This is a genomic window from Synechococcus sp. CC9902, from assembly GCF_000012505.1.
Classification (GTDB): Bacteria; Cyanobacteriota; Cyanobacteriia; order PCC-6307; family Cyanobiaceae; genus Parasynechococcus.
Genome location: NC_007513.1, coordinates 1,079,162 through 1,103,257, shown reverse-complemented (window position 1 = coordinate 1,103,257; position 24,096 = coordinate 1,079,162). Strand labels below are relative to the sequence as shown.

The 24,096-nt window shown below is 52.5% G+C and carries 21 protein-coding genes; 6 read left to right on the top strand and 15 right to left on the bottom strand.

Annotation, left to right across the window (positions count from 1 at the left end; genetic code table 11):
- The first annotated feature begins 109 nt into the window (after window positions 1–109).
- Window positions 110–2,533, top strand: coding sequence for a phenylalanine--tRNA ligase subunit beta (gene pheT / locus SYNCC9902_RS05705; RefSeq protein ID WP_011359928.1), 2,424 nt, complete (start codon window positions 110–112; stop codon window positions 2,531–2,533).
- On the opposite strand, the gene rlmD is transcribed toward pheT, so the two are convergent.
- Window positions 2,511–3,920 (bottom strand): 23S rRNA (uracil(1939)-C(5))-methyltransferase RlmD, encoded by a 1,410-nt coding sequence (gene rlmD, locus SYNCC9902_RS05700; protein ID WP_011359927.1) that lies wholly within the window; start codon window positions 3,918–3,920, stop codon window positions 2,511–2,513. The two genes, pheT and rlmD, sit on opposite strands and share 23 nt — an antisense overlap.
- A 98-nt stretch (window positions 3,921–4,018) precedes the next feature.
- Between rlmD and SYNCC9902_RS05695 the strand changes: the two genes are divergently transcribed.
- Entirely contained in the window at window positions 4,019–4,513 is a 495-nt protein-coding gene (locus tag SYNCC9902_RS05695) for an allophycocyanin subunit alpha-B (protein ID WP_011359926.1), read from the top strand.
- A gap of 657 nt (window positions 4,514–5,170) precedes the next feature.
- Here SYNCC9902_RS05695 and SYNCC9902_RS05690 read toward each other — a convergent pair.
- Both SYNCC9902_RS05690 and SYNCC9902_RS05685 read right to left on the bottom strand, forming a co-directional pair.
- On the bottom strand, window positions 5,171–6,172 hold the full coding sequence (locus SYNCC9902_RS05690; RefSeq protein ID WP_011359925.1) for a molecular chaperone DnaJ: 1,002 nt from the start codon (window positions 6,170–6,172) through the stop codon (window positions 5,171–5,173).
- Window positions 6,173–6,196: 24 nt separating this feature from the next.
- Window positions 6,197–7,735, bottom strand: a complete 1,539-nt coding sequence (locus SYNCC9902_RS05685; protein WP_232179283.1) for a DUF3370 family protein — start codon at window positions 7,733–7,735, stop codon at window positions 6,197–6,199.
- Between the two features lie 154 nt (window positions 7,736–7,889).
- On the opposite strand from SYNCC9902_RS05685, the gene SYNCC9902_RS12465 reads away from it, so the two are divergent.
- Window positions 7,890–8,075 carry a hypothetical protein gene (locus SYNCC9902_RS12465; RefSeq protein ID WP_041424994.1) on the top strand — a complete coding sequence of 62 codons (186 nt, stop codon included), beginning with the start codon at window positions 7,890–7,892 and terminating at the stop codon, window positions 8,073–8,075.
- On the opposite strand, the gene SYNCC9902_RS05675 is transcribed toward SYNCC9902_RS12465, so the two are convergent.
- The 4 genes from SYNCC9902_RS05675 to SYNCC9902_RS05660 form a co-directional block, all read right to left on the bottom strand.
- Window positions 8,072–8,692, bottom strand: a complete 621-nt coding sequence (locus SYNCC9902_RS05675; RefSeq protein WP_011359923.1) for a sigma-70 family RNA polymerase sigma factor — start codon at window positions 8,690–8,692, stop codon at window positions 8,072–8,074. The two genes, SYNCC9902_RS12465 and SYNCC9902_RS05675, sit on opposite strands and share 4 nt — an antisense overlap.
- Before the next feature lie 90 nt (window positions 8,693–8,782).
- A complete protein-coding gene (locus SYNCC9902_RS05670) occupies window positions 8,783–9,622 on the bottom strand; it encodes an ATP adenylyltransferase (RefSeq protein WP_011359922.1) in 840 nt (279 codons plus the stop codon).
- Window positions 9,612–10,193: a SpoIID/LytB domain-containing protein gene (locus tag SYNCC9902_RS05665; protein ID WP_232179282.1), complete on the bottom strand. Its 582-nt coding sequence runs from the start codon at window positions 10,191–10,193 to the stop codon at window positions 9,612–9,614. Before SYNCC9902_RS05665 ends, SYNCC9902_RS05670 begins: the two co-directional genes overlap by 11 nt.
- A gap of 74 nt (window positions 10,194–10,267) precedes the next feature.
- Window positions 10,268–10,513, bottom strand: coding sequence for a hypothetical protein (locus tag SYNCC9902_RS05660; protein WP_156771080.1), 246 nt, complete (start codon window positions 10,511–10,513; stop codon window positions 10,268–10,270).
- Window positions 10,514–10,581: 68 nt separating this feature from the next.
- On the opposite strand from SYNCC9902_RS05660, the gene SYNCC9902_RS05655 reads away from it, so the two are divergent.
- On the top strand, window positions 10,582–11,310 hold the full coding sequence (locus SYNCC9902_RS05655; RefSeq protein ID WP_011359920.1) for an SDR family NAD(P)-dependent oxidoreductase: 729 nt from the start codon (window positions 10,582–10,584) through the stop codon (window positions 11,308–11,310).
- Here the strand turns inward: SYNCC9902_RS05655 and SYNCC9902_RS05650 are convergent.
- A complete protein-coding gene (locus tag SYNCC9902_RS05650; protein WP_041424988.1) occupies window positions 11,292–11,687 on the bottom strand; it encodes a DUF2237 family protein in 396 nt (131 codons plus the stop codon). The genes SYNCC9902_RS05655 and SYNCC9902_RS05650 overlap by 19 nt on opposite strands.
- A 110-nt stretch (window positions 11,688–11,797) precedes the next feature.
- Between SYNCC9902_RS05650 and SYNCC9902_RS05645 the strand changes: the two genes are divergently transcribed.
- A complete protein-coding gene (locus tag SYNCC9902_RS05645; RefSeq protein ID WP_009789777.1) occupies window positions 11,798–12,028 on the top strand; it encodes a hypothetical protein in 231 nt (76 codons plus the stop codon).
- Between the two features lie 33 nt (window positions 12,029–12,061).
- On the opposite strand, the gene SYNCC9902_RS05640 is transcribed toward SYNCC9902_RS05645, so the two are convergent.
- From SYNCC9902_RS05640 to SYNCC9902_RS05630, 3 genes are read right to left on the bottom strand one after another with little or no spacing between them, the layout of a single operon-like run.
- Window positions 12,062–12,334: a small RNA NsiR4-regulated ssr1528 family protein gene (locus SYNCC9902_RS05640; RefSeq protein ID WP_011359918.1), complete on the bottom strand. Its 273-nt coding sequence runs from the start codon at window positions 12,332–12,334 to the stop codon at window positions 12,062–12,064.
- Between the two features lie 45 nt (window positions 12,335–12,379).
- Window positions 12,380–16,006: a methionine synthase gene (gene metH / locus SYNCC9902_RS05635; protein WP_011359917.1), complete on the bottom strand. Its 3,627-nt coding sequence runs from the start codon at window positions 16,004–16,006 to the stop codon at window positions 12,380–12,382.
- A 48-nt stretch (window positions 16,007–16,054) separates the two neighbouring features.
- A complete protein-coding gene (locus SYNCC9902_RS05630; protein ID WP_011359916.1) occupies window positions 16,055–16,969 on the bottom strand; it encodes a branched-chain amino acid transaminase in 915 nt (304 codons plus the stop codon).
- Window positions 16,970–17,028: 59 nt separating this feature from the next.
- On the opposite strand from SYNCC9902_RS05630, the gene cobN reads away from it, so the two are divergent.
- A complete protein-coding gene (cobN, locus tag SYNCC9902_RS05625) occupies window positions 17,029–20,799 on the top strand; it encodes a cobaltochelatase subunit CobN (RefSeq protein ID WP_011359915.1) in 3,771 nt (1,256 codons plus the stop codon).
- On the opposite strand, the gene SYNCC9902_RS05620 is transcribed toward cobN, so the two are convergent.
- The 4 genes from SYNCC9902_RS05620 to SYNCC9902_RS05605 are packed head-to-tail and all read right to left on the bottom strand — an operon-like array spanning window position 20,768 to window position 24,095.
- Window positions 20,768–21,322 (bottom strand): hypothetical protein, encoded by a 555-nt coding sequence (locus SYNCC9902_RS05620; protein ID WP_011359914.1) that lies wholly within the window; start codon window positions 21,320–21,322, stop codon window positions 20,768–20,770. The genes cobN and SYNCC9902_RS05620 overlap by 32 nt on opposite strands.
- A gap of 27 nt (window positions 21,323–21,349) precedes the next feature.
- Window positions 21,350–21,997: a PHP domain-containing protein gene (locus tag SYNCC9902_RS05615; protein ID WP_011359913.1), complete on the bottom strand. Its 648-nt coding sequence runs from the start codon at window positions 21,995–21,997 to the stop codon at window positions 21,350–21,352.
- Between the two features lies 1 nt (window position 21,998).
- The gene (gene hemJ / locus SYNCC9902_RS05610) at window positions 21,999–22,571 is read right to left on the bottom strand and encodes a protoporphyrinogen oxidase HemJ (protein WP_011359912.1); all 573 of its coding nucleotides are present in this window, start codon (window positions 22,569–22,571) and stop codon (window positions 21,999–22,001) included.
- A gap of 36 nt (window positions 22,572–22,607) precedes the next feature.
- The gene (locus SYNCC9902_RS05605) at window positions 22,608–24,095 is read right to left on the bottom strand and encodes a cryptochrome/photolyase family protein (protein ID WP_041424986.1); all 1,488 of its coding nucleotides are present in this window, start codon (window positions 24,093–24,095) and stop codon (window positions 22,608–22,610) included.
- Between the last annotated feature and the right edge of the window lies 1 nt (window position 24,096).

Here is a 24,096-nt window from a genome sequence, read left to right as displayed (position 1 = left end):
GTTGCACCGCAGGTGCGAAGTGAATGACAAACAAAGATCTTACCTTGTTGCCTTCTCGTTTTCGCGAAGCGGCTGTTCCTAAGATCGCCAGCTATTCGGTCGACTTCCGATGCTGGTGTCCTTGTCCTGGCTGAAAGATCTGGTCCAGGTGGATGACTCGGTAGACGACCTTGCCGAACGCCTGTCCATGGCAGGGTTTGAGGTGGAAAACATCGACGATCTCAGTGCCCGCTCACAGGGGGTCGTGGTCGGCCATGTTCTGACCCGGGACAAGCATCCCAATGCCGACAAACTCAGTGTTTGTACCGTCGATATTGGCGCGAAGGAGTCTGTTCAAATTGTCTGTGGCGCCGCCAATGTGCGGGCAGGGATCCATGTTCCCGTCGCCACGGTTGGTGCCGTATTGCCGGCTGTGGATCTCACGATCAAGGCTGGCGAACTTCGGGGAGTGGCCAGCAATGGAATGATTTGTTCCCTTTCGGAATTGGGGCTAACCGCCGAATCGTCGGGAATCGCCATTCTTGAGGACACCACCAAAGAGATCCCCGCGGTTGGCACACCTGTGGCTGCCCTTTTTGGTTTAGACGACGCGGTGTTGGAGTTAGCCATCACCGCCAATCGCCCCGATGGATTGTCGATGGTGGGGATTGCTAGGGAAGTGGCAGCCCTTACAAACGCTGAACTGTCTCTGCCATTGCTGAATCACACACCGGAGCAAGAACCGCTCCAAGCAGAACTGGATGGCAGTTATTACGCCGTCGCTTGTGTTGAGGGGGTGCAAGGGGGGCAAGAATCACCGCCTTGGATTCAGCAACGGCTCAACCGTGCCGGAATTAATGCCGTGAATGCCGTTGTGGACATCACCAATTTGGTGATGCTCGAACAGGGACAACCATTGCACGCCTTCGATGCGGAAGCCCTGGAATCCCTTACCGGTAAGCCTGTGGATGCTGCCAGTTTCGCTGTTCGGCCAGCAAAGGATCAAGAAACCTTCATCGGTCTCGACGATCAGTCTCTCTGCCTTGATCCCCGAGTCCAGGTCGTTACTTGCCATGACCGTGCCATTGCGATTGCAGGTGTGATGGGAAGCCGGGATAGCGCTGTAAGCGACTCCACGACGAAAATCTGGTTGGAATCCGCCATGTTTTCACCCATCCGAGTCCGCCAGTCGTCGAGGGCTGTGGGATTACGAACGGATGCCAGCAGCCGTTTTGAGAAGGGATTGCCACCGGAAGTCACCTTGGCCTGTTCTCAACGAGCCATTGAATTACTCAGTGATCAATTTGCCTGCCGTGTGAACGGACGCTGGGTGGGTGGAGAGGGGCCTAGAACGCCTGTTCCACTTCAATTACGTCGAGACGCCCTGCATCAACTTTTAGGGCCGATTGATACCGATTCAGGTCCGGTGGATTTGGCCGATCACACCATCGAACAGTGCTTAACCGCCCTTGGATGTGAGCTGGAGTCGACAGACGAGGGGTGGGCAGTCATGACACCACCGTCTCGCCGCCAAGACCTGCATCGAGAAGTCGACTTAATCGAAGAAGTGGCGCGTCTTGTTGGCTTTGACAAGTTTGGATCGCACCTCCCTGACCCCGTTTCCCCTGGCTCACTCACATCTCGCCAACAGGCTGAACGTCGATTAAGACGGCTGTTCTGCTCAACCGGACTCCAGGAAATCACCACCTTGTCCTTGGTTGGTAGCTCCGATGGGGATGCTCGGATCGCGATCAGTAACCCGCTCTTGGCCGAAACCAGCCACTTACGTACCAATCTGTGGGAGGAACATCTTCAAATTTGCGTCCGCAACCTCAAAGCCTCCATGGCTGGTTGTTCGATTTTTGAAGTTGGGAACACCTACAGCGGAACTCCTGAGTCGGTTGTGCAATCGGGGATTATCTCCGGAGTGATCTGTGGCGACCGTCGGCTGGAACGTTGGAGCACCAGTGGGAAATACCAGGCACCCAACTATTACGAGGCTCGCGGTGTTCTCTCGCGAGTGATGGAAGCCCTGCATCTTGAACTTAGTGATCGCCCCCTTGCCGATGATGCGCGACTGCACCCAGGCAGAGCCGCAACATTGGTGATGGAAGGACGACCACTCGGTTGTTTTGGCCAGCTGCATCCGGCCCTCGCCGATGACCTATCCCTGCCGGAATCCACCTACTTATTTGAACTGGATTTAGAGCGTTTATTGGATGCAACAACCCGAACCAACCGTTGGACACCGATCTACAAATCCTTTCCCACCGTGCCCGCTAGCGAAAGAGATTTAGCTGTTGTCGTCGATCGAAACAGCAATGCAGCTGATCTGATTCAGGCCATCCGAAAAGCGGGGAAGCCTCTGCTGGAACACGTCGAATTGATCGACCGTTTCGAAGGCGATCAACTCGGGGATCAGAAGGTTTCACAAGCATTTCGATTGCGATACCGCAGCCAAAATGAAACCCTTACAGACGACAAAATTCAGCCAGTGCACGACAAAGTCAGAGCAGCTCTGTCGAAGCAATTCAAAGCCGAACTTCGGAGTTAACGCGTTCCAGCAGAGCGAGGGACTCCAAGTGGGTGGTTTGGGGGAAAAAATCAATGGGTTGATGCTTCTTTAATCGATAAGGGCCAGCCGGCTGCATCAACAATTTCAAGTCTCTTGCCTGGGTTGCAGGATCACAACTGAGGTAGGCCAAACGCTTGGGTGGGTTGTCGAGAATGGTTTGAATGACGCGAGCATCAAGCCCACGTCTAGGTGGATCAAGCACCAAGGCATCTGCCCCAAACAAGGCAGATTCCAAAAGATCCACAACGTCTCCAGCCCGAAAACGACACCCTTTTGACAGGTTATTTCGCATGGCATTCAGGAGAGCTTGGTCGACAGACCCCTGATGAAGTTCTAAGCCAATTACCTCAAACCCCTGGGCGGCAAGAGGAAGGCTGATGGTGCCGATACCGCAGTAAGCATCGACGACAGTGCCTTCACCAAGTTCGGTTTTCAACCAGTCGCAAAGCACATGAACGATGCGCTCTGCCTGAGGGGTGTTGATCTGAAAAAAGGTAGTGCTACTGAGTTGAAGATGGATTCCACAAAACTCCTCCGCGATCGTGTCCGAGCCCGCAACAAGGAAGGTTTGAGCTCCTAGAACCAAATTATTGGGCTTGGGTTGGAGATTGAGGCAAACACCCTTCACCATGTGCCAACGATCCATCCACTCTTCGGCCAGTTCCAATAAGCCGGGGTAGCGATCATGGGAGCTGATCAAGGTGATCAACACTTCTCCACTGTGGTGCCCCAGACGCAGACCAAGATGACGCAAACCTTTGGCGTGAATCAGATCATGGTCAGCAGCCCACCCCGTTGAATCCAAATCCTGCTTAATGGGTTCGATGAGTTGATCGAGCCGAGGGTCAAGAACGGGACAGTGATTCAAATTGACGATTCGGTGGCTTCGCGGGCGGTAATACCCGGCACGTAAACGGCCATCACCTTCGCGATTTAAGGGAATCAGGGCACGGTTGCGGTAGCCCAAGCCGCGGCTTTCATCCGCTAAGAGCGGCAGTGGTGTGTCATCAATCCCTCCGATACGTTGCATGGTCTGCTGCAGTGATGAAACCTTCCAACTGTTTTGGGCGGATTCATTGAGGGATTGAAGGGTGCAGCCACCACAGTCCGCGGCAAGGATGCAGGGTGGTCGGCGACGGTCGTCCGATGGTTGAAGCAGCTCGCCCCGTCGAGCTAGCCAGCGTGAGCGTTGACGCTGCTGCAGTTGCACCTGTGCCTTTTCGCCAGGCAATAAATCATCGATAACAACGACCCAGCCGTTCCATCGAGCAATGCCTTTTCCATTGCGATCGAGATCAGAACATTCAACGTTGATCGTCAAGCCAGGCCTTGGCGCGGGCTCGTTTCCAACCGTTTGGTCATCCATGCTTGAACTCCAGCCATTGCAAAGGCGTAACACCAGAGGCCGCAATGGCGTGGAGCCTCACTTAAGACCACTAAACTCCATGAAGCCTGCCAAGTTCCATGAGCGTTGTCCGGGATCTCATCCTTCAAGCCGATGATGATCTGCGGTACCCCACCAGCGGCGAACTCCGTTCGATGGTGGAATTTCTTGATCAAGGCGCGATGCGCGTTTCGGTCGTCAAAGTCTTGACCGATAACGAAAAGAAGATTGTCGACGAATCGGCGAAACAACTTTTTAGTCGAAAGCCAGAATATGTAGCCCCTGGTGGGAATTCCTACGGCCAGCGGCAACGCGCTCAATGCCTTCGTGATTACAGCTGGTACCTACGGCTTGTGACCTATGGCGTTCTCGCGGGAAGCACGGAGATGATTCAAGACATTGGATTGGTTGGGGCACGGGAGATGTACAACAGCCTTGGAGTTCCAATGCCTGGCATGGTCGAAGCGATGAAAACGATGAAAGATGCTTCGCTGGCTTTGCTCTCCGACCAACAAGCCAAACTCTCCTCCCCTTATTTCGACTTTTTGATCCAGGGGATGCAGACATCCACTTGACCCGACAACATCAAGGTCACCCAAGAAGAAACCGGGCTGAAATGGCCCGGTTTTTTATTGCAGATTTAATCGCGTCTGCCTTACCTGAGACTCATCACAGGTCTCATTGCGCTTTTCAAATGAGAAGCAGTAGATAGTCGTGAGTTGGCCAATGTCTCTCTAGTCGCGAGTGCGTCGCAAGGCAGGTCTTGCGATGAGACACACTAAAGCTCGACAAGATTTTTAGCCGTTTTAGCGGGACAGGGTGCTGATACCGATCACCCGGAAATCAAGCGTACCTGTGTCTACAGCAGGTACGCCCCATCAACAATGATTGCTATGACAGACCTGTTGCGGAATAGCTCTGCAGTGGACAGGCCATGGACGGGAGCATTGACTGTTCAACAAACCAATTGAAACGATCGGAGTTCGTTTCAGCCACCTGGAGCCAATGAGGAATGCATGTCCGCAACAAATAAAAATTCCAAAAAAATCGATATTGAAATCTACTCATTAATCTTGAATTGGACGCAATTTGAGTCTTAAAGCGCGACTTGCCTGAGCTATGCGAAACAAGTCGGTTCCATGCAAGACATCAGCAAAAATGCGAAAAAGAGTCAGCAGTCTTACTTGCTTCGCATAATAAGACCAGTGGTGAGACTCAGGCGTGACGAGTGATTAGCGATTGCGGTACAACTCTCGAAGCAGTCGATAGGCCTCATTGAGTCGACGCATGGCATCGGTAGACCCTCCAGCATCAGGATGAACATCGCGTGCACGTGCCTTAAATGCCTCTCGAATGGAGGCCAACGTCACACTCGCTCCAGCGGTAGTCGATAAACCCAAAAGCTTGAGTGCACCATGCACGGTCATGGTGGACTCAAGTGTTTCAAAGGACGTGACCTGACGGCTGCGACGAAAGCGATTCACAAATCGCCGTATCAACGTCGGCATGCGGTCGGCCAAAGAAGCCGTTGCAAAAGGATCTTCCAGGGTTCCAGCCACCACCATCACGCGCCCGAGCGAAGGATCACCTTGCTCCCAGTCAGAACAGAGTTCCCTCATTGAGGAATTTGCAGCAGACCATGTAAATGGTCTGCCATCACTGGCATCTGTCGTCGACCAAACATCCCGTGCCAGCCAAAGCATCGATGCTTCCACAACGGTGTCGCCAGGCGGTTGTCCATAAAGGGAACGCCAATGTTCATCAACGGCTTCGGTGGCAGCGATTAAATCAGCGTGAGACACCGAAGACAGCAGAGGATCGCCCGACGCGGATTTGTCCGATGGATCGTTGTCAGAACGCTGGGCGAGCGTGTCGCGAAGTTGCGTCGTTCGACGGCTCACGAACCCTGGCAAATCAATACCAACAGAACTTTGTTGTTGCAGCTGAGGTTCAGGCTCATCAAACGTTGTATCCGCTTCCGTGGCGCGGATCAGCACCAAACTGCTTGCCTCTGGGGGTGGCACCTCAGGGGAGACCACAGCGGTGTCAGGGGACGTTGGATCCAACAGATCCGACTGATCCTCCGGCTGAATCAATTGTTCGAGAACTGACTCCAGAACGAGGCCCCTCGAGCGAACGCCATACTCACGCTTGAGTTGATCAATCAGCGTCACCAACCGTTTCGACAGGGTGACGGTAATTTTTTGCTGATGGTTGGACTCCTCGGCGCTCACCAGTTCAACCTTGCTGCCGAAAGACTATCGACCCTGGAGCTGACGTAACCACTGTTGCTGGGATCGGTTTGCATCTGTGTAACGAGGATCGTTCGTTGGGGGAGATGAAGACTTTGGAACCATGATGGATGGCTGCAGACTTAAGACAGGTTTAATCGGAACCTTCTGCTGAATTTCGGGAAGAGGAGGCGGTGTTTTTGGAGCAACAGCGGTTGTTTTTTTGATGGTGATGTTCTGTTGAGCCGTTCGCTGCTGAAGTTGTCGTCGACGCAAAACAGCTAACTGATCCACCGGCACGACACTCAAGAGATGACCAGGTGTGGCATCGGCTGGATACACGAGTGTGACTTTGACTGGTGTGTTCTGATCCTCCAAAAGATTGATATCTGTCAGTGCCAAACTTTCTCCAGAACGCAAGCCCACATGGATCTCCTGCATTGTATTTTTTTGTTCAATCTGCATCGAGCCACGAAACGCGGTAAAAGGTTGTTTACCAGAAACAACCGGATGGCTCATGACTAGTTGATAATTACCATTGCCAACAAGATTTAATGTAACACTATAACGAACACCATAGGTTCCAATATTATTCAGAGCGGAATCAATCATCCGAACAGCCAGTGGATTAACCTGAATATCTCGTGTTCCAAAATGATGTCTTGAAGTACTCGTCAGCGGGACATGTAAGGCTCCTTGGGACAGGTCGTGATTGATTGAGGCGCGATATTCATCACCTAGTGCAACCCCTGCTACTCGTGAGAAAACCCTTCCCAACTGGATTTCGCGAATTCGATTTAGATATATTCGACCAGGTGCCAGGCGACCACGATCCAATACAGTAAATAGATCTTGGTCTGAGCTTGTTTGCTCTGAAGCCACAACTGCCATGGTGAATGAACCATCGCTTTGACCCTGCAACAAGCCATTGGCAATGCCACGAGCAGGCAAAATGGTGCGTACGACGACAATCCGACCACCTGCGGGAATTGTCACAGAATCTGGGACTTTTCGGTCTAATTCATTTCGTAAAAGTTGAACAGCGGTGGCATCACCCGGACCCGTATTCCAAGGACGTTTCCCAAGGGGTTTAACCCCCATTAATTTATTACTATGGTATGGAGCTTCAAAGCTATTTTTAACCGAACCTCGCTTAAATCTTAAGGTCACAGATTTTTGGCCTGGATTGGCAGCAATAAGAGCCAATGTCAACAGTCCGCGGGAACGACTTCCCCCCAATTTTGATACATCACTTGGATAGTATTTGTGGTGCATGTGAACACCAAATTCTCCATTAAATGTGTAGGTAGCATTGTTCAATGGACGATTATTTTCCGAAGCGATCGCAGCACCCGGTGCCGTATTCACCAAAATTCCTGGGCCCGTGACGATTTCGGGCTGATTGGAGTGAAGAACAGGAACGTTGTTGAAGTCGCCATTCAGGGGACGCGCCCGTTGGCCAGCCAGGATCGCAACGTAGGCATGCCCACGGCGAGAAGAAGCTAGCTCAACTGCTCCAATCGAGACGCAAGCTAAGACCAATAATGAGACTTGTATGCGACTCATGAGCACTGTTGCCGCATTCGATTGCTTTGCGGCTGCACCTGCGCAGGTCTGCATTCATTTCCCACCGTAGTGCCAAGATCCACGACCGCCAATCCTCAGCAAGGGTCACATCAGGGAAAAAAATCAGTCAAGCTTGGTTAGCTCTTACATTTCAATGCTCCCTCCATTCTGCTGCACCCCTTCCACAGACATGGCAGGAATGAAGCGTCAGCATCAGCAACGCAAGCACGCCATGCTTTCGATGTGGCGCGATGGCGTTGAGCGTCAACTTTCCGCCTTGAATGCGGCGATTGACACGTTGGAACAGCAGATGAATAGAACTTCGAATCAACCTGACTAATCCGTAGTTAAAAGGTCTCGCAGTTGAGCGCGTGCTCGCTTGAGTCGACGTTGCACAGTCATCGCGGAGACGTCGATAATTTTCCCAGCCTTCCTCAAACTGTTGCCTTCAAAGATGACCAATTGAATGATGATTTGTTCATTCTTGGCGAGCTTTTTCATAGCCAATTCTATTTTTCGATTTTGCTCCTTAAATTCCATATCATCTGATCCATTGCACGTACCGCCTACACAATCTTCGTTGAGCTCTTTCCAATTTGAATTGAACTTATAGTTTTGCAGTATTAATTGATCAATATTGTTGAGGGTTCGTTCATTATGGCCCCTTATTTTTATTGCTCGTTCTTCAACACCACGTGGTAAACGAACTAAACTCACATGGTCCCTGAGATAGTGGAGAATAGCACCACGAATATGTGGTTTAGCAAAGGCAGGAAATGAGTTCCCATGCGTTAGTTTAAAGCGTTGCGATGCTTGGATTAATCCTAAATAACCAACTTGCGTCAAATCATCGCAATAACATCCGCTTTGATAGGAGTATCGCCTCGCGATCGGATGGACCAGTGAAAGATACTTTTGAATCCGATGATTTCGTTGTTGTTGCTGAACTTTAGGCATGCATCAATCCAGAGGATAAACATTGACCTCTCTTACCAGCAATACATCAATCAGGACTTATCGCATCCGTGGTTCCACCGATTTAACGTTTTAATCCTCTGGACCAATGACAGCGCGGAGAAGTTCATCAGGGCCTGCTTTCTTCAACCAAGACAAGTTTGAACCATCTGTACTTAACAAGCATCCTGCGAAACCCAAGGCATTCACACTAAATCCATGAACCCCTTCACGACTTCGACGAATCACAGCCATCCAAGATCGAGTCAATAAAAGGTTGTAAGCGAAGATGGGCAATGGATCATTGTTTGGAGTGCCAAGACTCAAGCTTTCACAAAGTCGTTGGTAGGTTGCCTGCAATACAGATGGATTGAATTCAATTAAATGTTCAACACGAATGAATTTTCGGAGAGGATTTTGATCTTTGTTATTGGGACAAAATTGAGAAAACCAATCATCTCTTGGGCAGGCTCGTTCCCCATCATGTCTTGGCAACAATTGCAGGTGGCGATGAGGTTGACTGGCACCAGCCTTGGGGTTGCTATTAAAGAACCAAAGCCCTGTTGTGCTCTGATCTACCGAGATGAGTGCAGACCAATCTGATGCATTGAGCCATCCATTCTGAGGTGCCCAATCACGGGTAATTAACAACATATGACCGATCTGAACAGGAAACTTGTTCAGAATCACTACGTGGTTATCTCCGATCTGATCGACCTCCAGGCGTTGATCCCATGGTCGAAAGGGATTCGGCTTGGGCCCTGCCTCTCGAAGATGTTTTGGCGTCGCTCCGGCGAGGTGTCGAAGCTCAAAGGTCGTTGCGTCTTCGCCAGGAAGGTTCTCAAGCGTTGTAGCCAATGGAACGAGGGCTCCAGACTGCAAGGCGCGTTCCGTACACAACAAAGCTCGTTCCCACAACTGATCACGACCCATCACGCCGAAGTTGAGCGAGAGACGCTCCTTGGTAGTACTTCCCAAGAATCTCATCAAAACGAAGGCCTTGCGTCGCTAGGCGCTGCGCTCCGTGTTGGCTCATGCTCGCGCCGAGATGCCGATGGGCCTCCTCGCTGATCGCTTGGGTGGAGGCATACAAACTTTCAACAAGCCCCCCTCGATAGCTCAACACCATTCCCCGGGTTTCATCGGTTGCACGGGTGGATTGCTCACTCAGGCTCGATGTTCCTGAAAACACCTGCCATCGCGTGGTGTCTCCGAGGTGATAGGTCTTTGATGCAGGACGAACCAGATGCGTAACGGCATAGGAGCGAGCCGCCACCGCTTGTGCCTTAAGCGCTTCTCCATGCCAACGACTCGGCATTTCAGCGCCCACCACCGAGGCCACATAGTTTTCCAGGCTCAAGTCGTTAACTGCCAACCAAGCGTTATTGCTTCGCACCAATTCAATCGACCCCTCATACGAATAACCATTGATGTCCATCACTCCCCCCTTGCAACACCGAAAGGAGTCTGAGGATTCAGTGGAGTCCCCGAGAAGTTGATTCACCGCAATGAAAGAACCATCTGCGCGTCGGCACGTTGTTGTTGGAGAGGCTCGAAGGGATTGAATTGGGCTGCGACTCAGCAAACCAACTCTGATGCTTTGAACGAGCTTGGAGGAAGGCCTAATGGCTTCTGAGGAGGGAACATTGACCTGGTGTGTCCTCCAGGCACTGGAGCGGCATCAAGTAACTCGAGGAGCTGCACGGTGTCGCGGGATCTTGCATCCGCGTCGAAGCGATCGAGAGCCAACAAGGTTCCACAGATCACTCCAGAACCCAGCAAGCCCATGGCGCTCCATCGCAGGATCCCTACTGCTCGCACCAAGAACCAGTTTTAACGCCCGTCAATCATCCCCGAAATCCTTTAGACGACAAGAAGCACATACGGCGGACATGCATCCTCAGAATCCGGAAGCATGGAGTGGACTTGCTCTTGTTTGTGGGGCAGGGGGCATCGGCAGGGCCATGGCCTCTGAGCTGAAGAAGCAATGTCCCGAACTCTCTGTTCTGACGGCGGGCCGTGGGGAGCAACACGGCTATGACTTGCTATTGGATTTGGAGTCAGACCACGACCTGAATCATCTCAGTGAGGAACTCTCGACGAGGAACAAACCGCTCCGATTGGTGATCAACTGCAGTGGACGTTTGCATGGTCCGCACTTGCAGCCAGAGAAACGTCTCAAACAAGTGGAGCGTCGTCAGCTCCTGGAACAGTTCTCGATCAATTCCATTGCCCCTGTGCTTTTGGCTCAAGCGATCGAGCCGCTTTTACGCCGAGACCAACCGTTTCATTTCGCGAGCCTGAGTGCACGGGTGGGAAGTATTGGAGATAACCGGAGCGGCGGTTGGTATGCGTATCGAGCCGCAAAAGCGGCTCAGAATCAACTGTTGCGCTGCTTGAGCATCGAGTGGGCTAGGCGATGGCCAATGGCCACGGTGACGCTTCTTCACCCTGGGACGACGGACACCGATCTCTCCAAACCATTTCAATCCTTCGTACCAACAGAACAACTTTTCAGTCCACAGAGGGCTGCGGAGCAACTCGTTGCGCTGCTGCTCAAGCAGACCCCAGAGCAAAGCGGGGCATTTTTAGCCTGGGATGGTCAGTCGATCGACTGGTGAGCATGCTGCTTGAGCTGCTCCAGGCTCACCACAGACAACGCGGTGTCTTCCGTGGCCTCCAGACGAACCAAAGGTGCCACTCCGTCGTCGTATGCCTGCTTCCAGCGGGGGGCGCAGACGCACCAATGATCTCCAGGTTGAAGTCCGGGGAATTGAAACGCAGGGACGGGGGTTGAGAGGTCATTCCCCAAAGCTTTGCTGTAACGGAGAAAGGCTTCCGTCATCACGCAACAGATGCTGTGTTGACCGTGGTCGGATGGATCTGTTTCGCAAAAGCCGTTGCGATACCAGCCAGTTTTTGGTTCACATCCGCAAATCAACAAAGGCTCACCAAGAACATTGAAAGTCACTGGACCCACAGGGCTGTTAGTGGACATCGGGGGAAAAATAGGGGGGGTGTCTGACGACGGAGTGGCACATTTTGGCCTCAAGTGGTTGACGAACCCCTGGGGGCAGGCGTTAAAGGTCTTTCAGTTATGTCCACTCGATGGATTGGGAGTTCACTGAAGACGCCGCTTTTTTGGCGCTCTGCGATGCCTTTCGCGAGAGCGGAGAAAGCTCGGCGATCGAGTTCCTAGCCAATGGGGAGGGTGCGTTCCATTTCCAAGATCTTGCGCAGAATGCTGCGGGAGAGGGAATTGACCTGAGTGAATCCAATGCCTTGGATTCCTTTCAGCAGGAAGTGATCGAAACCATGGAGAAGTTCTGCCAAGACTGAAGGCCTGCCAACGTCTCCATGGGTTGAATTGAGTTAGCTGTAAAAGAAGGCGATTTCTTTATCCCTCAAGCCATCCCAGCCGGCGGAAACAAGTCGTTCATTCAGCGTTGCTTGATCGAAGTGCTTGGCACCTGTCTTCACGATTCGGTTCCGCATCGACTTCAAAACTCCGCTCCTGGCCCGTTGACCCTCAAGGTCCATCACCTCGCCGTACAAACTGAGCATCGCCTCTGGGATCGGACTCCCGTCCAAATCCACTCCAGCCTTGATGGCTGCATCCACGCCATCCGGTCCTGCAATCGCCATGGTTAGTTCTCCTACAGCGCTTAAGGCTATGGGAGAACGCAGGACTCACGCACTGAAGTAGCGAGCTTTGCTGTGGAGAGCAATCAGAGCTGTCGTGCTTTGTTCTGGCGACAACTGGTCGCTGGCATCCATCGTGAGACAAATGCGATCGGCATCCAGCCAGAGGAGTTGCTGACGAGAGTCGGCGACATTTGGACACGCTGGGTATCCGAAGGAATAGCGACTACCTCGATATCGCTGTGCCAAGACATCACGCAAAGGCATGCCAGTCGGATCAGCAAAGCCCAGTTCCTGGCGAATCCGTGCGTGAACCCACTCAGCCAGCGCCTCGGCCATCTGGACCGCCAGACCATGGAAGTAGAGGTAATCGCTGTATTGGTCGCCTTTAAACAGCTCCTGAGCCACGATGCTGGCCTTTTCGCCCATGGTGACCGCCTGCATTGGCAATACATCGGTGGGTGCCCCATCAGCCGACACATCAGAAAAGAAATCAGCGATGCAATAGCGATTCCCGGACCGTTGGCGTGGCAGATCAAAGCGTCCGAGTTCCGTTGTTTTATCGGCTGAGAACACTCTCAGAGCATTCCCATCCCGACCCACAGGGAAATAGCCATAAACAGCTCCAGGAGCGAGGAGAGATTCATTCAGGCAGCGATCGATCCAAAGCTGCAGCACGGGCTCAGCTTTTTCAGCGAGCATCGCGTCGTAGTCGTCTCGACTCTGATCCTTGGTCTTACGGAACTGCCACTGGCCCGCAAAGAGAGCGTTGCGGTCGAGATAGGTGAACACCTCTTGGAGATCCAAATCCGCTTCGGTTAAAACCGCTGAACCAAGGAATGGAGCCACAGGAATTGGCTCTGGTGGCACGGCGCTGGAACGTTCCGTTGAAACCGGCTGTTGGCTTTGTGGCTGCTCTGGTTCAGAAGCCTCCGCCGGAGCGGAGGCCTGATCGGAGTCGTTAGGCGTCGCCTCATCAAGTCCGACACCCTCTGGGGCATCCGCCAAAAATCCAGACAAATTGCTCCAATTATCTTTCTTTTTGGCATCCATCAACGCATCCATAAATCTCAAGTCCGCAAATGCATCTCGCCCATAAATCACTTTTCCGTTGTAAACATCACGACAATCCTTTTGTACGAAACGGGGTGTTAGAGCAGCGCCGCCAAGAATCACAGGAACATCAATACCTGCTTCATTGAAAGCCGATAAATTGTCTTTCATGAACGCAGTTGATTTCACCAACAAACCACTCATGGCAAGACAATCTGCCTGATGCTCTTTTTGCGCATCAACGATGGCATCGCAGCTTTGCTTGATTCCAAGGTTGACAACTTCATAACCATTATTCGTAAGAATAATATCGACAAGGTTCTTACCAATATCGTGAACGTCCCCTTTAACTGTAGCAATCAAGAATTTTCCTTTACTTGTACTTTCACCCTCTAAAGTTTCCATATGAGGCTCAAGATGCGCCACTGCAGATTTCATTGTTTCAGCACTCTGAAGAACAAATGGAAGCTGCATCTGACCGCTACCAAACAATTCGCCCACCACCTTCATTCCATCCAACAAAAAAGTGTTGATGATGTGAAGGGGGGCATAGTCATTCATGGCCTGGTCCAGAGCAGGCTCCAATCCAATCCGTTCGCCATCAATAATGTGCTGCTTTAAACGCTTCTCAATCGGAAGATCGGACAGCGAAGGGCCCGAAGCACGAGCTTCTTTGGCGGAGACGCCCTCGAATAATTTTGTCAGTTCAGTGAGAGGATCGTAAACACAAATTTTGTCTTCAAAACGACGATTATCGTTGATTAAATCGCGACAGACTTGTTGGTGTTCATCACTGATTTTGACCAAGGGAAGAATCTTGGCAGGGCTAACAATGGCAGCATCCATTCCTGCTTCGCAGCAGTCGTGTAGAAACACAGAATTGAGATTAATCCGTGCAGCAGGAGATAGTCCGAAACTCACATTGCTCACCCCTAGAACAACATGGACTCCGGGAAGGCCCTCCCGGATCATCCGAATTGAATCAACTGTTGCCTTGGCGTTTAATCGATCTTCCTCAATGCCCGTCGAAATTGGAAGCGCTAAAGGGTCATAGAAAATCTCACGGGCGGGTATCCCAAATTCCAATGCGTCGCGATAGGCGCGCTGAGCAATCGCAAATTTCTTTTCGGCAGTTCTCGCCATGCCATCTTCATCGATGGTTCCCACAACAACTCCAGCGCCATAACGGCGGGCTAGCTCTAGAACCTTGAAAAAACGTTCGTTGCCATCTTCGTAGTTGGTGGAGTTGAGAATGCATTTACCACCGGCAACTTTTAAGCCAGCTTCCATTTTCTGCCATTCAGTGGAATCAAGCATCAAAGGAAGATTCACATTGGTGACCAGACGACTCACCAAATTATTCATATCTTTTTCGCCATCACGGCCCACATAATCCACATTCACATCGAGAACATGGGCATTTTCTTTGACCTGGCCACGGGCAACACCCACAAGGCCGTCCCAATCTTCCTCAGCCAGGAGCTCGCGAACTTTGCGACTCCCGCTTGCATTCAAGCGCTCACCAATAATTAAAAACGAATTGTCTTGATGGTAAGGAGTAACACCATAAATAGAGGCTGCCGAAGGTTCATAATCAAAACTTGGGCGAACATCATCCTTCTGATCTTTAGATCGAGATAGTCGCTCCGCAGGCTTGAGTTCAAGGGCCAACTCCACCAAGGAGCCGATGTGAGCTGGAGTTGTACCGCAACAACCTCCAATGACTTGCACTCCAAGGTCTTCAACGAAGTGCATCATTTGCATCTTCAATTCGGTGGGCGTGAGTCTGTAGTGGGCAACTCCACCGACATTTTCGGGAAGACCTGCATTGGGTATGCAGCTCACAATGAAAGGAGAATTCTCCGAGAGGTAGCGGATATGCTCCTTCATTTGCTCAGGACCCGTTGCACAATTAAGTCCCAAAATGTCAATGGGAAACGGTTCTAAAATTGCCACCACAGCGGCAATATCAGAGCCCACCAACATGGTTCCTGTCGTCTCCATGGTGACGGACACCATGAGTGGACGCCGTTCGCCACAGGACTCAAAGGCGGCCTCAATACCCTGCAAAGCAGCTTTGATTTGCAATACGTCCTGACAGGTCTCGACAATGATCAGATCGACGTTTCCAGCAATAAGTCCTTCCGCCTGCTCACGGAAGCCATCACGCATCGTGTCGAATTCGATGTGGCCGAGTGTTGGCAACTTGGTTGTTGGCCCCATGGATCCGGCCACGAATCGTGGTTTTTCCGGCGTGCTGTACTCATCAGCAACGTCGCGGGCCAGCTGCGCAGCACGACGGTTGAGTTCAAAGGCCTGATCTTCAAGACCGTATTCAGCAAGAACGATGGAGGCTGCCCCAAACGTGTCGGTTTCGATCACGTCGCAGCCCACGTCTAAAAATTGCCGATGCACCGCCTGAACAGCATCTGGGCGAGTAATCACTAAGTTCTCGTTGCAACCCTCCAAGTCGAGGCCGCCAAAGTCTTCTGCTGTTAGGCCTTGATCCTGAAGGCTGGTTCCTGTTGCTCCGTCAAACACCAAAACCGGACGGGTTGGGCCGTGGATGTAATCGAGAAAGCGGGAGGCAGTGACAGGAGCTTTTGCTTGTGTCACCACCATGAGGTCATCCTTGAATCCAATGATTCTAAGAAACTCTCTCTCCGAACATCAGTTGAGAGCGATCCGTGTAACCCAGTGCTCATAGGCAGGGTCGCGGCCCTCTGTAATGGCCACCAATTTGCTCTTCAGACTTTGCATGATCGGCCGATTTTGTCGAAGAACGGTCGACTCGATCTGGCGGATCGGCGTGATCTTCGCAGCGGTACCCGTCAAAAACACTTCATCGGCGATGAACAGCTCGGTCTTGTCGACTGCACGCTCCACCACGGGAATACCCATGGCTTTTGCCAGTTCGATCACACTCGCCCGCGTAATTCCTTCAAGGATGTCCTGGTCGACACCAGGAGTAATCAATGCACCATCCCGGACAAGAAAAAGGTTCATGCCGCTGGCTTCACTAATTTTGCCGCGACTATTGAGAAGCAACGCTTCGTCAAAACCGCTCTGTACCGCCTCCGTTTTGGCCAAGGAACTGGTGATGTAAGCCCCACTGATTTTTCCTCTCAAGGGCAAGGAACGATCCTCTTGGCGCGTCCAGCTGCTGATGCGACAACTCACCCCATCTGGGGAGAGGTAATCGCCGAGAGCTAATCCATAAATCAAGAAGTCGGTTTCAATGTCGTGCAGCCGGGGAGCAATGCCCAGATCACTCGTATACACAAAAGGTCTGAGATAGATCGGCTGATCCGGTTGATTGGCCCGGAACATGGCCGTCAGAGACGACAAAATTGTTTCTTCGCTCAAATCCGTCAGCAACAAGCGGGCGCTCTGACTCAATCGACGGGCATGACGATCAGCACGGAAAAGCAGCATCGTGCCTGCTTGTTGAGGATCGGGAATCGCTCGCATGCCGCCAAAGGCACCTGTGCCGTAGTGCAACGCATGGGTAGCGATAGAGATCTTGGCTTCCTCAAAGGGGACGCATTGGTTCTGGAACCAGGCATATGGCAGGAACTGATGCATCGCAAAGACGACCTGATTCTTGAAATCTTCTCACCACCGCTCACCAGGACAATGGAACGATGCATCGATTAGCCAGCTGTCCAGGTGTTGACCCCCCCGAGGACGTGGTTCTGGTGGAACAGCCAGCGGCGGATGTGTTGTTTCTTTCCAGTGCCGCCACTGACCTAAGCACCTTGGCTGCCTATCTGGCTTCAGCTGGAGGTGAGCACTGGCGAAACCAAATTCGCGGATTATCTCTGGACTGTTTGTCCCATCCCGCCCAACTCGACCACTACCTCACTAGCACCGCGAATCAAGCCAAGTTGGTCCTGGTGCGTTTGCTCGGTGGCCGGGGGCACTGGAGCTATGGCCTCGAGCAGCTCCAACGCTGGAAGGACGGCGGTGCAGGGCGCCACCTCGTGATCCTCGCGGGAACCGACGATCAAAACAACGAGCTTCACGGATTGGGATCCATTTCCCTCGCCCTAGCGGATCGTCTTGCCGAACTACTGCGCGAAGGAGGAGTCGACAATCTTGGCCAAGTGCTCAGAGCACTTGAACTGCTCTTGCAGGAGCAACAACCCGACCCAACGAATCTGCAACTTTTGCCGATGCCAGATCCCGCGCCATGGGATTGGCGGGATGACGCAGGCCCCCGGATCGGTGTTGTGTTGTATCGCGCTCAACTTCAAGCAGGAGACGTTTCACTAGCGGAAGCTCTCTGCCTGGCCTGCCGTGAACGCGGTCTTTGTCCCAGGTTGCTTTGGGTGAGCAGCCTTCGTGATCCAGGGGTGCAAGCGGGGGTGATCGATCTTCTTCAAAGCCAACAGGTGGAGCTGGTGGTTGCAGGGACCTCGTTTGCGTCCGTCAAGACGGCAGAGGCGGGTCTCGGTAGTCCGTTGTGGGAACAAATCAACGTTCCCGTCTTGCAAATGCTGAGCAGTAGTCGAAGTCGCGAAAGCTGGCGGAACAGCAGCCGCGGACTTGATCCACTCGATTTGTCTTTGCAGGTGGTGATGCCGGAGTTGGATGGCCGGCTAACCACGCGTCCGTGTGCCTTTCGCGAGCAGCAAATGACGGCTCCCGAGATGGGGGCGGCTGTACCCAGCCAGGTTCCTGATCTTGAAGGGATTGATTGGCTGATCGATCACAGCCAACGCTGGATCAGACTTCGGCAGACCAAAAACAGCGACCGTCGAGTGGGGATGGTGCTGGCCAATTACCCCGTTAGAGACGGACGCGTCGCCAATGGTGTCGGCCTAGACACGCCTGCGAGTTGCGTCGCAATGTTGCACTGGCTGAAGCAGTCCGGCCACAACCTCGGCCCAGGGACCCTGCCCTCCGATGGCGATGCGCTAATGCAATTCTTGCTGCAGGGCAGAACCAATTCACCTGAAGGGCTCCACAGACCAGCCCTGGATTACTTGGCTTTGGACGTGTACGAACAGTGGTGGGCCGGCGTGCCCTCTGACGCACGAGCCAAAATCGAGCAGCGCTGGGGTCAGCCCTGTGATGCCTGTGATCTCGATCGAAACCATGGCTTTGCGATCCACGGTCTTCGCTACGGCCATGTTGTGGTGTTGATTCAGCCAGATCGTGGCTATGACCCCGATCAAATCGCTGATCTCCACTCCCCAGATTTACCGCCCCCCCATCGTTATCTGGCGCAGTATCTCTGGCTCAACAGGATTCACCAGACCCATGTGATGGTGCACGTGGGTAAACATGGCAGCGCGGAGTGGTTGCCAGGTAAGGGGGTTGGACTAAGCAGCAGTTGTGGTCCCCATCTCGCGCTGGGGGCTCTGCCCCATCTCTATCCATTCATCGTGAATGATCCTGGTGAGGGCTCACAAGCGAAACGACGGGGGCATGCCGTTGTGTTGGATCACCTCACGCCTCCCTTAGGGCGTGCTGGATTACACGGTCCATTGCAACGGTTAGAGGGTCTGCTCGACGAACTCGTTGAAGCACGTCAACTCGGCGCCGAACGCAGTCAATCCCTTGAACGTGCCGTTCTGGTGACGTTGCAAGAACTGAATTGGCCTGGGGTTCCCACCAAGGACGATCTCAAACGTGATCCGAGCTTGATCAATGAATGTTTGGATTCGGCGGAAACCTATCTCTGTGAACTGAAGGAAGCTCAAATCCGTACGGGGCTGCATCGATTTGGTCAGCGACCGTCCGAACGGGCTGAATTGGAACTGCTCCTAGCCTTGGCTCGACCGCCGGCCCATGGACGACCAGGACTCACCCAAGCCATGGCGAGTCAAGTGGGTTTGGCGTTGGATCCTTGGGGGCAGGAGGACGGCGAGCCGTTGGATCAAAAGGATCAACAACTGCTCGAACAACTTGGGTGTGAGCGTCGCCAACGGGTGGGGGATGGCGTTGCATGGTTGGAAGACCAAGCCTTTGGTGTCGTCTCGGCACTTGTGAGTAACGGCGATGGATCCGATTTGGTGAAGCCCTTCCGTGACTGGATCCAGTCACCAACGGAAGACGACGGGACCTTGGCTGCAATCACACAAGATCTCTGGCCCCGATTGATTCAGTGCGCGCCATCTGAAAAAAGGGCGTTTTGCGACGGCATCTCTGGGGGTCGCATTCCAGCAGGGCCTTCAGGCGCTCCAAGTCGTGGTCGGCCCGACGTTCTCCCCACAGGCAGAAATTTTTACTCGGTTGATCTCAGAGGATTGCCAACGGAAGCGGCATGGGACCTCGGCCGAAGGTCTGCGGAACAACTGCTGGAGTTACACCTCCAGGAGGAAGGGGACTGTCTGAGACACCTTGCCCTCTCTGTGTGGGGCACCGCCACCATGCGAAATGGAGGAGAAGACATTGCACAGCTCCTGGCCCTGATTGGTGTCCGGCCGGTATGGGATGGACCAACACGTCGGTTGGTGGACTTAGAAGTGATTCCTCTGCGACTGCTGGGACGTCCACGGGTGGATGTTGTCTTACGGATTTCAGGGCTCTTCCGTGACGCCTTTCCTCAGCTGCTGATGTGGGTGGACCAGGCCATGGTGATGGTGGCAGCCCTCGACGAACCCAGCGATCAAAACCCACTCGCGGCACTCACCCAACAAGAGGGTCCCCAGGGACGGATCTATGGCTCTGCGCCAGGGGCCTATGGGGCTGGACTCCAAGCCCTGATCGACAGTGGTGCATGGGACTCCCGTGCAGATTTGGGTGAGGCTTTTCTGCAATGGAGTCAATGGCGCTACGGCGGATCATCGGAGCCATCCCAAGATCGAACGGGGCTCGAATCAGCATTGGGACGGGTTCAGGTGGTGTTGCACAACCAGGACAATCGAGAGCACGACCTACTGGATTCCGATGACTACTACCAGTTTCATGGGGGTTTAAGCGCTGCGATAGAAGCGAGTTCAGGGAAACGCCCGGAGCTGTGGTTTGGCGACCATTCGAGGCGCGAGAGGCCGCGGCTCCACCGATTGGAGCGTGAGCTCGACAAAGTTATGCGGAGCCGTTTGCTCAATCCTCGTTGGATTGAAGGAATGCAGCAGCACGGCTACAAAGGCGCCTTTGAGATGGGCGCAAGCCTTGATTATTTGTTTGCCTATGACGCAGCGACAGATCGTGTGCCGGACTGGTGTTATGGCGCCTTATGCGATCAATGGCTCAACACTCCAGAGATCGTTGAATTCCTTGAACGTCGCAACCCTTGGGTGCTGCGCGATATGGCCGAACGGTTGCTCGAAGCTTCCAATCGTGGACTTTGGCAAGGAGCAGCCGACCAGCAGATTCAGTTATTGAAAGGCCTCATTTCCAGTAGCGAGGCCCAGATTGAACGTGGTGGATTAACTACTTGTTCAAGTCCCGAACCATCTGTCTGAAGGGATCAATTGAGCCTGGCTTTTGAGATTCGGCGGATTGACCGACTTTCGCCACTGGTTTTTCAACTTGCTTCAGCTCTTCCTTACGACCCACAGGGCTGGCATTAGCCGGTGCTGGAGTGTTCACACCGGTAATCGCACTTCCCTTAAGGCGCTTATCCATTTCCTTCGTGCTGACCTGTTCAGCAAAGGTTTTCTTCACCGGTTTTGGAATGCCAGCGGTGAGGTCGATGCTCTTCTCGACTTTCACTTCACCACCAAGACCCTCACTTCGTTTCTCGAGTTTTTCGGTTTCCGCGGCCACTTCCATGATCTGTTCCTTCGTCCCAGGGCTGTCGATCGTGCCGGGGAAGGTGCGACGAATCGTTTTCGACTCGCGCATGTAATTCACATCGCCAAGCGACGACGATGAGTCGGCATCAAGGAAAAACTCCTCGGGTTTGTCCTTGGCGGGCTTACGCGGCTTGAGCGTGGAGTCCGCGTCCTGCGAATCTTTTTTCAGGAGACGATCAAATAAGCCCATGCCGACTAGAGCTGTGGTGTGTCGAACTTAGCGGCCACAGAGGTCGATTCCATGACTATCTGTGCCACACGTACGCAAAAGGCCAAGGTTGGCCAGCTGACGGTCGATGGAATCACAGATCAACGGGCTAGGTGCCCAGGCCGGGTTCATGTCGTAGTCGTACCACGCTTCGCCTCCATCAAAGCCAAGTCGTGCAGCTTCCTCAATCAAAACCCCATGGCTCAGTCGATAGCGAGCCGGATGGGCGAGAACTGCTAGCCCACCAGCCTGATGAATGGCATTCACCACAGCTTCAGCACGCAGGGCCTCACCAACCACGGAATCACCGTGGTTGTAGGGCTTTAAAGCGTCGTGATTGAGCTCAAAACCAAGAGCCAGCACATGAACCAGGCAACCCTTGAGCAGTGAACTGATCTCCATGCCACTCCAAAGAGTTGGCACGCGTTCGCCCAAGGATCGACGCTGGTCCAACCAAGCCTGCATGGGTGCATGGGCGTGGGAGCTGTGGTGATCCGTGACAGCCAAATGGGTTAAGCCCAAATTGGTGGCCTGTTGAACCAACCCAACGGGTTCGAGGCTTCCGTCACTACAAACGGTGTGGCAATGAAAATTGAACGAGCCAGGACAACTATCAGAGGCCACTTGAGCCAGCACCTCGCGCAGTGGGTGACTCATTTCACAGCTCCGATGCTGCCTCAGCCCGCAGACGTCTCCAACGGGCATAAAACTGGATTGAACCGGCCATAAACACCACCAATGCAACGATGAACCAAGTCGCAGCACCCGTTGGGAACTGAGATTTAAAGACCACCAACATCACAACAATCACCAACAGCAATGTGGGGAGCTCATTCAGAGCACGCAACTGCTTTCCAGACCATTGACAGCTGCCGGCGTGCAGCTGTCCCATCAGGCGATAACAGAAAAAGTGATATCCCAAAAGGGCCGCCACAAAGGCAAGCTTGGCGTGCATCCACGTCTGCTGGAGCCAACTCGGCTGGGCCACCAGCAGTCCAATGGCCATCGTCACTGCAACGACCATCCCAGGGGTGGTGATGATGTTGGCCAGACGTTTTTCCATCAGCGTGTACTGATCTCGAAACGGCTGTTGCAGAGAGGGTTCTAGCTCTGCCGTTTCAACGTGATAGATGAACAGGCGAACCAAATAGAACAATCCTGCAAACCACACCACCACACCAACGATGTGGAGTGTTTTGAACCAGAGGTAAGCCTCAGGAGGAAGCGTCATTGGCGCAACCGCACTCCAGCGACCATACGCAAGTGCTCAGTTCAATCCTTCAAGAAAATCGTTGGCCCGATGCTGATGAGCGGCAAGCGTTTCGGGTGCCATCCGATCCAAATTACGAGTCATCATCGCTAATCGATATTGACTTCGAAAAAATGTCTCGTGTTTCTTGATGAAACTCCAAAATAATCCATCCCAAATCTCACACCATGGGCCTTTGGGATAATCTGACATTTTACGGACATAATTAGACCCAGATACATAGGGTTTCGTCGTGAAAATACCGCCATCCGCAAATTGACTCATCCCATAAACATTTGGAACCATGACCCAGTCATAAGCATCAACAAATAACTCCATAAACCACACATAAACACGATTCGGATGAAAACCACAAAGCTGCATTATGTTTCCAACGAGCATTAATCGCTCAATATGATGGCAATAACCAGTTTGCAAGGCGTGCTTTATGGCGTCATCAATTGGAGGCAATCCTGTATTGCCTGTATAGAACGCATCAGGGATGGGGCGATCTTCAAACTCCCAAAAATTACTGTTACGCATTTCCACCCCGTGACGGCGATACATCACGGCCATAAATTCTCGCCAACCAATAATTTGTCGAATAAATCCTTCTAAAGAATTCAGAGGAATATCATTTTTCTTAGAGTACTCCAAGGTACGGTCGAGGATCTGACGCGGTGTCAATAAGCCAATATTCAGCATGGGTGTCAAAACTCCATGCCACATCACTCGGTGGTATCGACTAATGGCATCTTCATAGGCTCCAAAATCCTTGAATCGATCATCCAGAAATTGATCCAACCAAAGAGCAGCCTGTTGATGATTAACTGGATAATTGAATTGATCTCCATTTCCAAGAAGAGGTAACTGTTCGTGTTTCAGCTGCTTCAATATCGAGGCAACATCAATCTGTTGAGGAGACGCCGGTTCAAGGGGAACGGTGATTCCCTTGGGCAATTTCTTACGGTTATCGGCATCAAAACTCCACTGCCCTCCATGGGGTGCACCATCAGCATCGACCAAAATATTTAACCGTTTGCGCTGCATCTCATAAAATTTGGCCATTAACGGTTTTTTCCCGTTGCCAAAATGTTTCTCACTAACCAGCTGAGGTGTAAGAAGAAGAGGCGTATCTACGACCTCTAGATGACAATTATTTTCATCTATGAATGCTTTCAAACGTTTTTCCAGAAGGTGATCAACAGGATCCGCTACGTGAAACCGTCGATAACCAGCAGCGTGAAGAAGCCCTAGATGACCATTCGTATCAACAGCACTGTCATGACGCTGAACCTGCACTGAATAACCCTTATTCCGGAGGTCATCGGCATAGGCCGCCATCGACAAACGATGCAGCAACAACCGTTGGCAATGAACCTTGATCGGCCACGAAGGATCGGTTCCAAAAAAAAGCGGGTCCTCGATCAGCGCTACGCAACGACCGGATTGAATGGCTGGGTGCTCCGCAAACAGCTGATGCGGATAAACAAGAGTGATCTCCACA

Bases quoted from the DNA above. Each gene is read 5' to 3' on its own strand.
- SYNCC9902_RS05685 (WP_232179283.1), bottom strand. From the start codon at position 7,735: ATGAGTCGCATACAAGTCTCATTATTGGTCTTAGCTTGCGTCTCGATT.
- SYNCC9902_RS05640 (WP_011359918.1), bottom strand. From the start codon at position 12,334: ATGGCGATTGCAGGACCGGATGGCGTGGATGCAGCCATCAAGGCTGGA.
- cobN (WP_011359915.1), top strand. From the start codon at position 17,029: ATGCATCGATTAGCCAGCTGTCCAGGTGTTGACCCCCCCGAGGACGTG.
- SYNCC9902_RS05630 (WP_011359916.1), bottom strand. From the start codon at position 16,969: ATGCATCAGTTCCTGCCATATGCCTGGTTCCAGAACCAATGCGTCCCC.
- metH (WP_011359917.1), bottom strand. From the start codon at position 16,006: ATGGTGGTGACACAAGCAAAAGCTCCTGTCACTGCCTCCCGCTTTCTC.
- SYNCC9902_RS05645 (WP_009789777.1), top strand. From the start codon at position 11,798: ATGGATTGGGAGTTCACTGAAGACGCCGCTTTTTTGGCGCTCTGCGAT.
- hemJ (WP_011359912.1), bottom strand. From the start codon at position 22,571: ATGACGCTTCCTCCTGAGGCTTACCTCTGGTTCAAAACACTCCACATC.
- SYNCC9902_RS05675 (WP_011359923.1), bottom strand. From the start codon at position 8,692: ATGCCTAAAGTTCAGCAACAACAACGAAATCATCGGATTCAAAAGTAT.
- SYNCC9902_RS05615 (WP_011359913.1), bottom strand. From the start codon at position 21,997: ATGAGTCACCCACTGCGCGAGGTGCTGGCTCAAGTGGCCTCTGATAGT.
- SYNCC9902_RS05650 (WP_041424988.1), bottom strand. From the start codon at position 11,687: ATGTCCACTAACAGCCCTGTGGGTCCAGTGACTTTCAATGTTCTTGGT.
- SYNCC9902_RS05655 (WP_011359920.1), top strand. From the start codon at position 10,582: ATGCATCCTCAGAATCCGGAAGCATGGAGTGGACTTGCTCTTGTTTGT.
- pheT (WP_011359928.1), top strand. From the start codon at position 110: ATGCTGGTGTCCTTGTCCTGGCTGAAAGATCTGGTCCAGGTGGATGAC.
- SYNCC9902_RS05620 (WP_011359914.1), bottom strand. From the start codon at position 21,322: ATGGGCTTATTTGATCGTCTCCTGAAAAAAGATTCGCAGGACGCGGAC.
- rlmD (WP_011359927.1), bottom strand. From the start codon at position 3,920: ATGGATGACCAAACGGTTGGAAACGAGCCCGCGCCAAGGCCTGGCTTG.
- SYNCC9902_RS12465 (WP_041424994.1), top strand. From the start codon at position 7,890: ATGCTCCCTCCATTCTGCTGCACCCCTTCCACAGACATGGCAGGAATG.
- SYNCC9902_RS05670 (WP_011359922.1), bottom strand. From the start codon at position 9,622: ATGGGTCGTGATCAGTTGTGGGAACGAGCTTTGTTGTGTACGGAACGC.
- SYNCC9902_RS05695 (WP_011359926.1), top strand. From the start codon at position 4,019: ATGAGCGTTGTCCGGGATCTCATCCTTCAAGCCGATGATGATCTGCGG.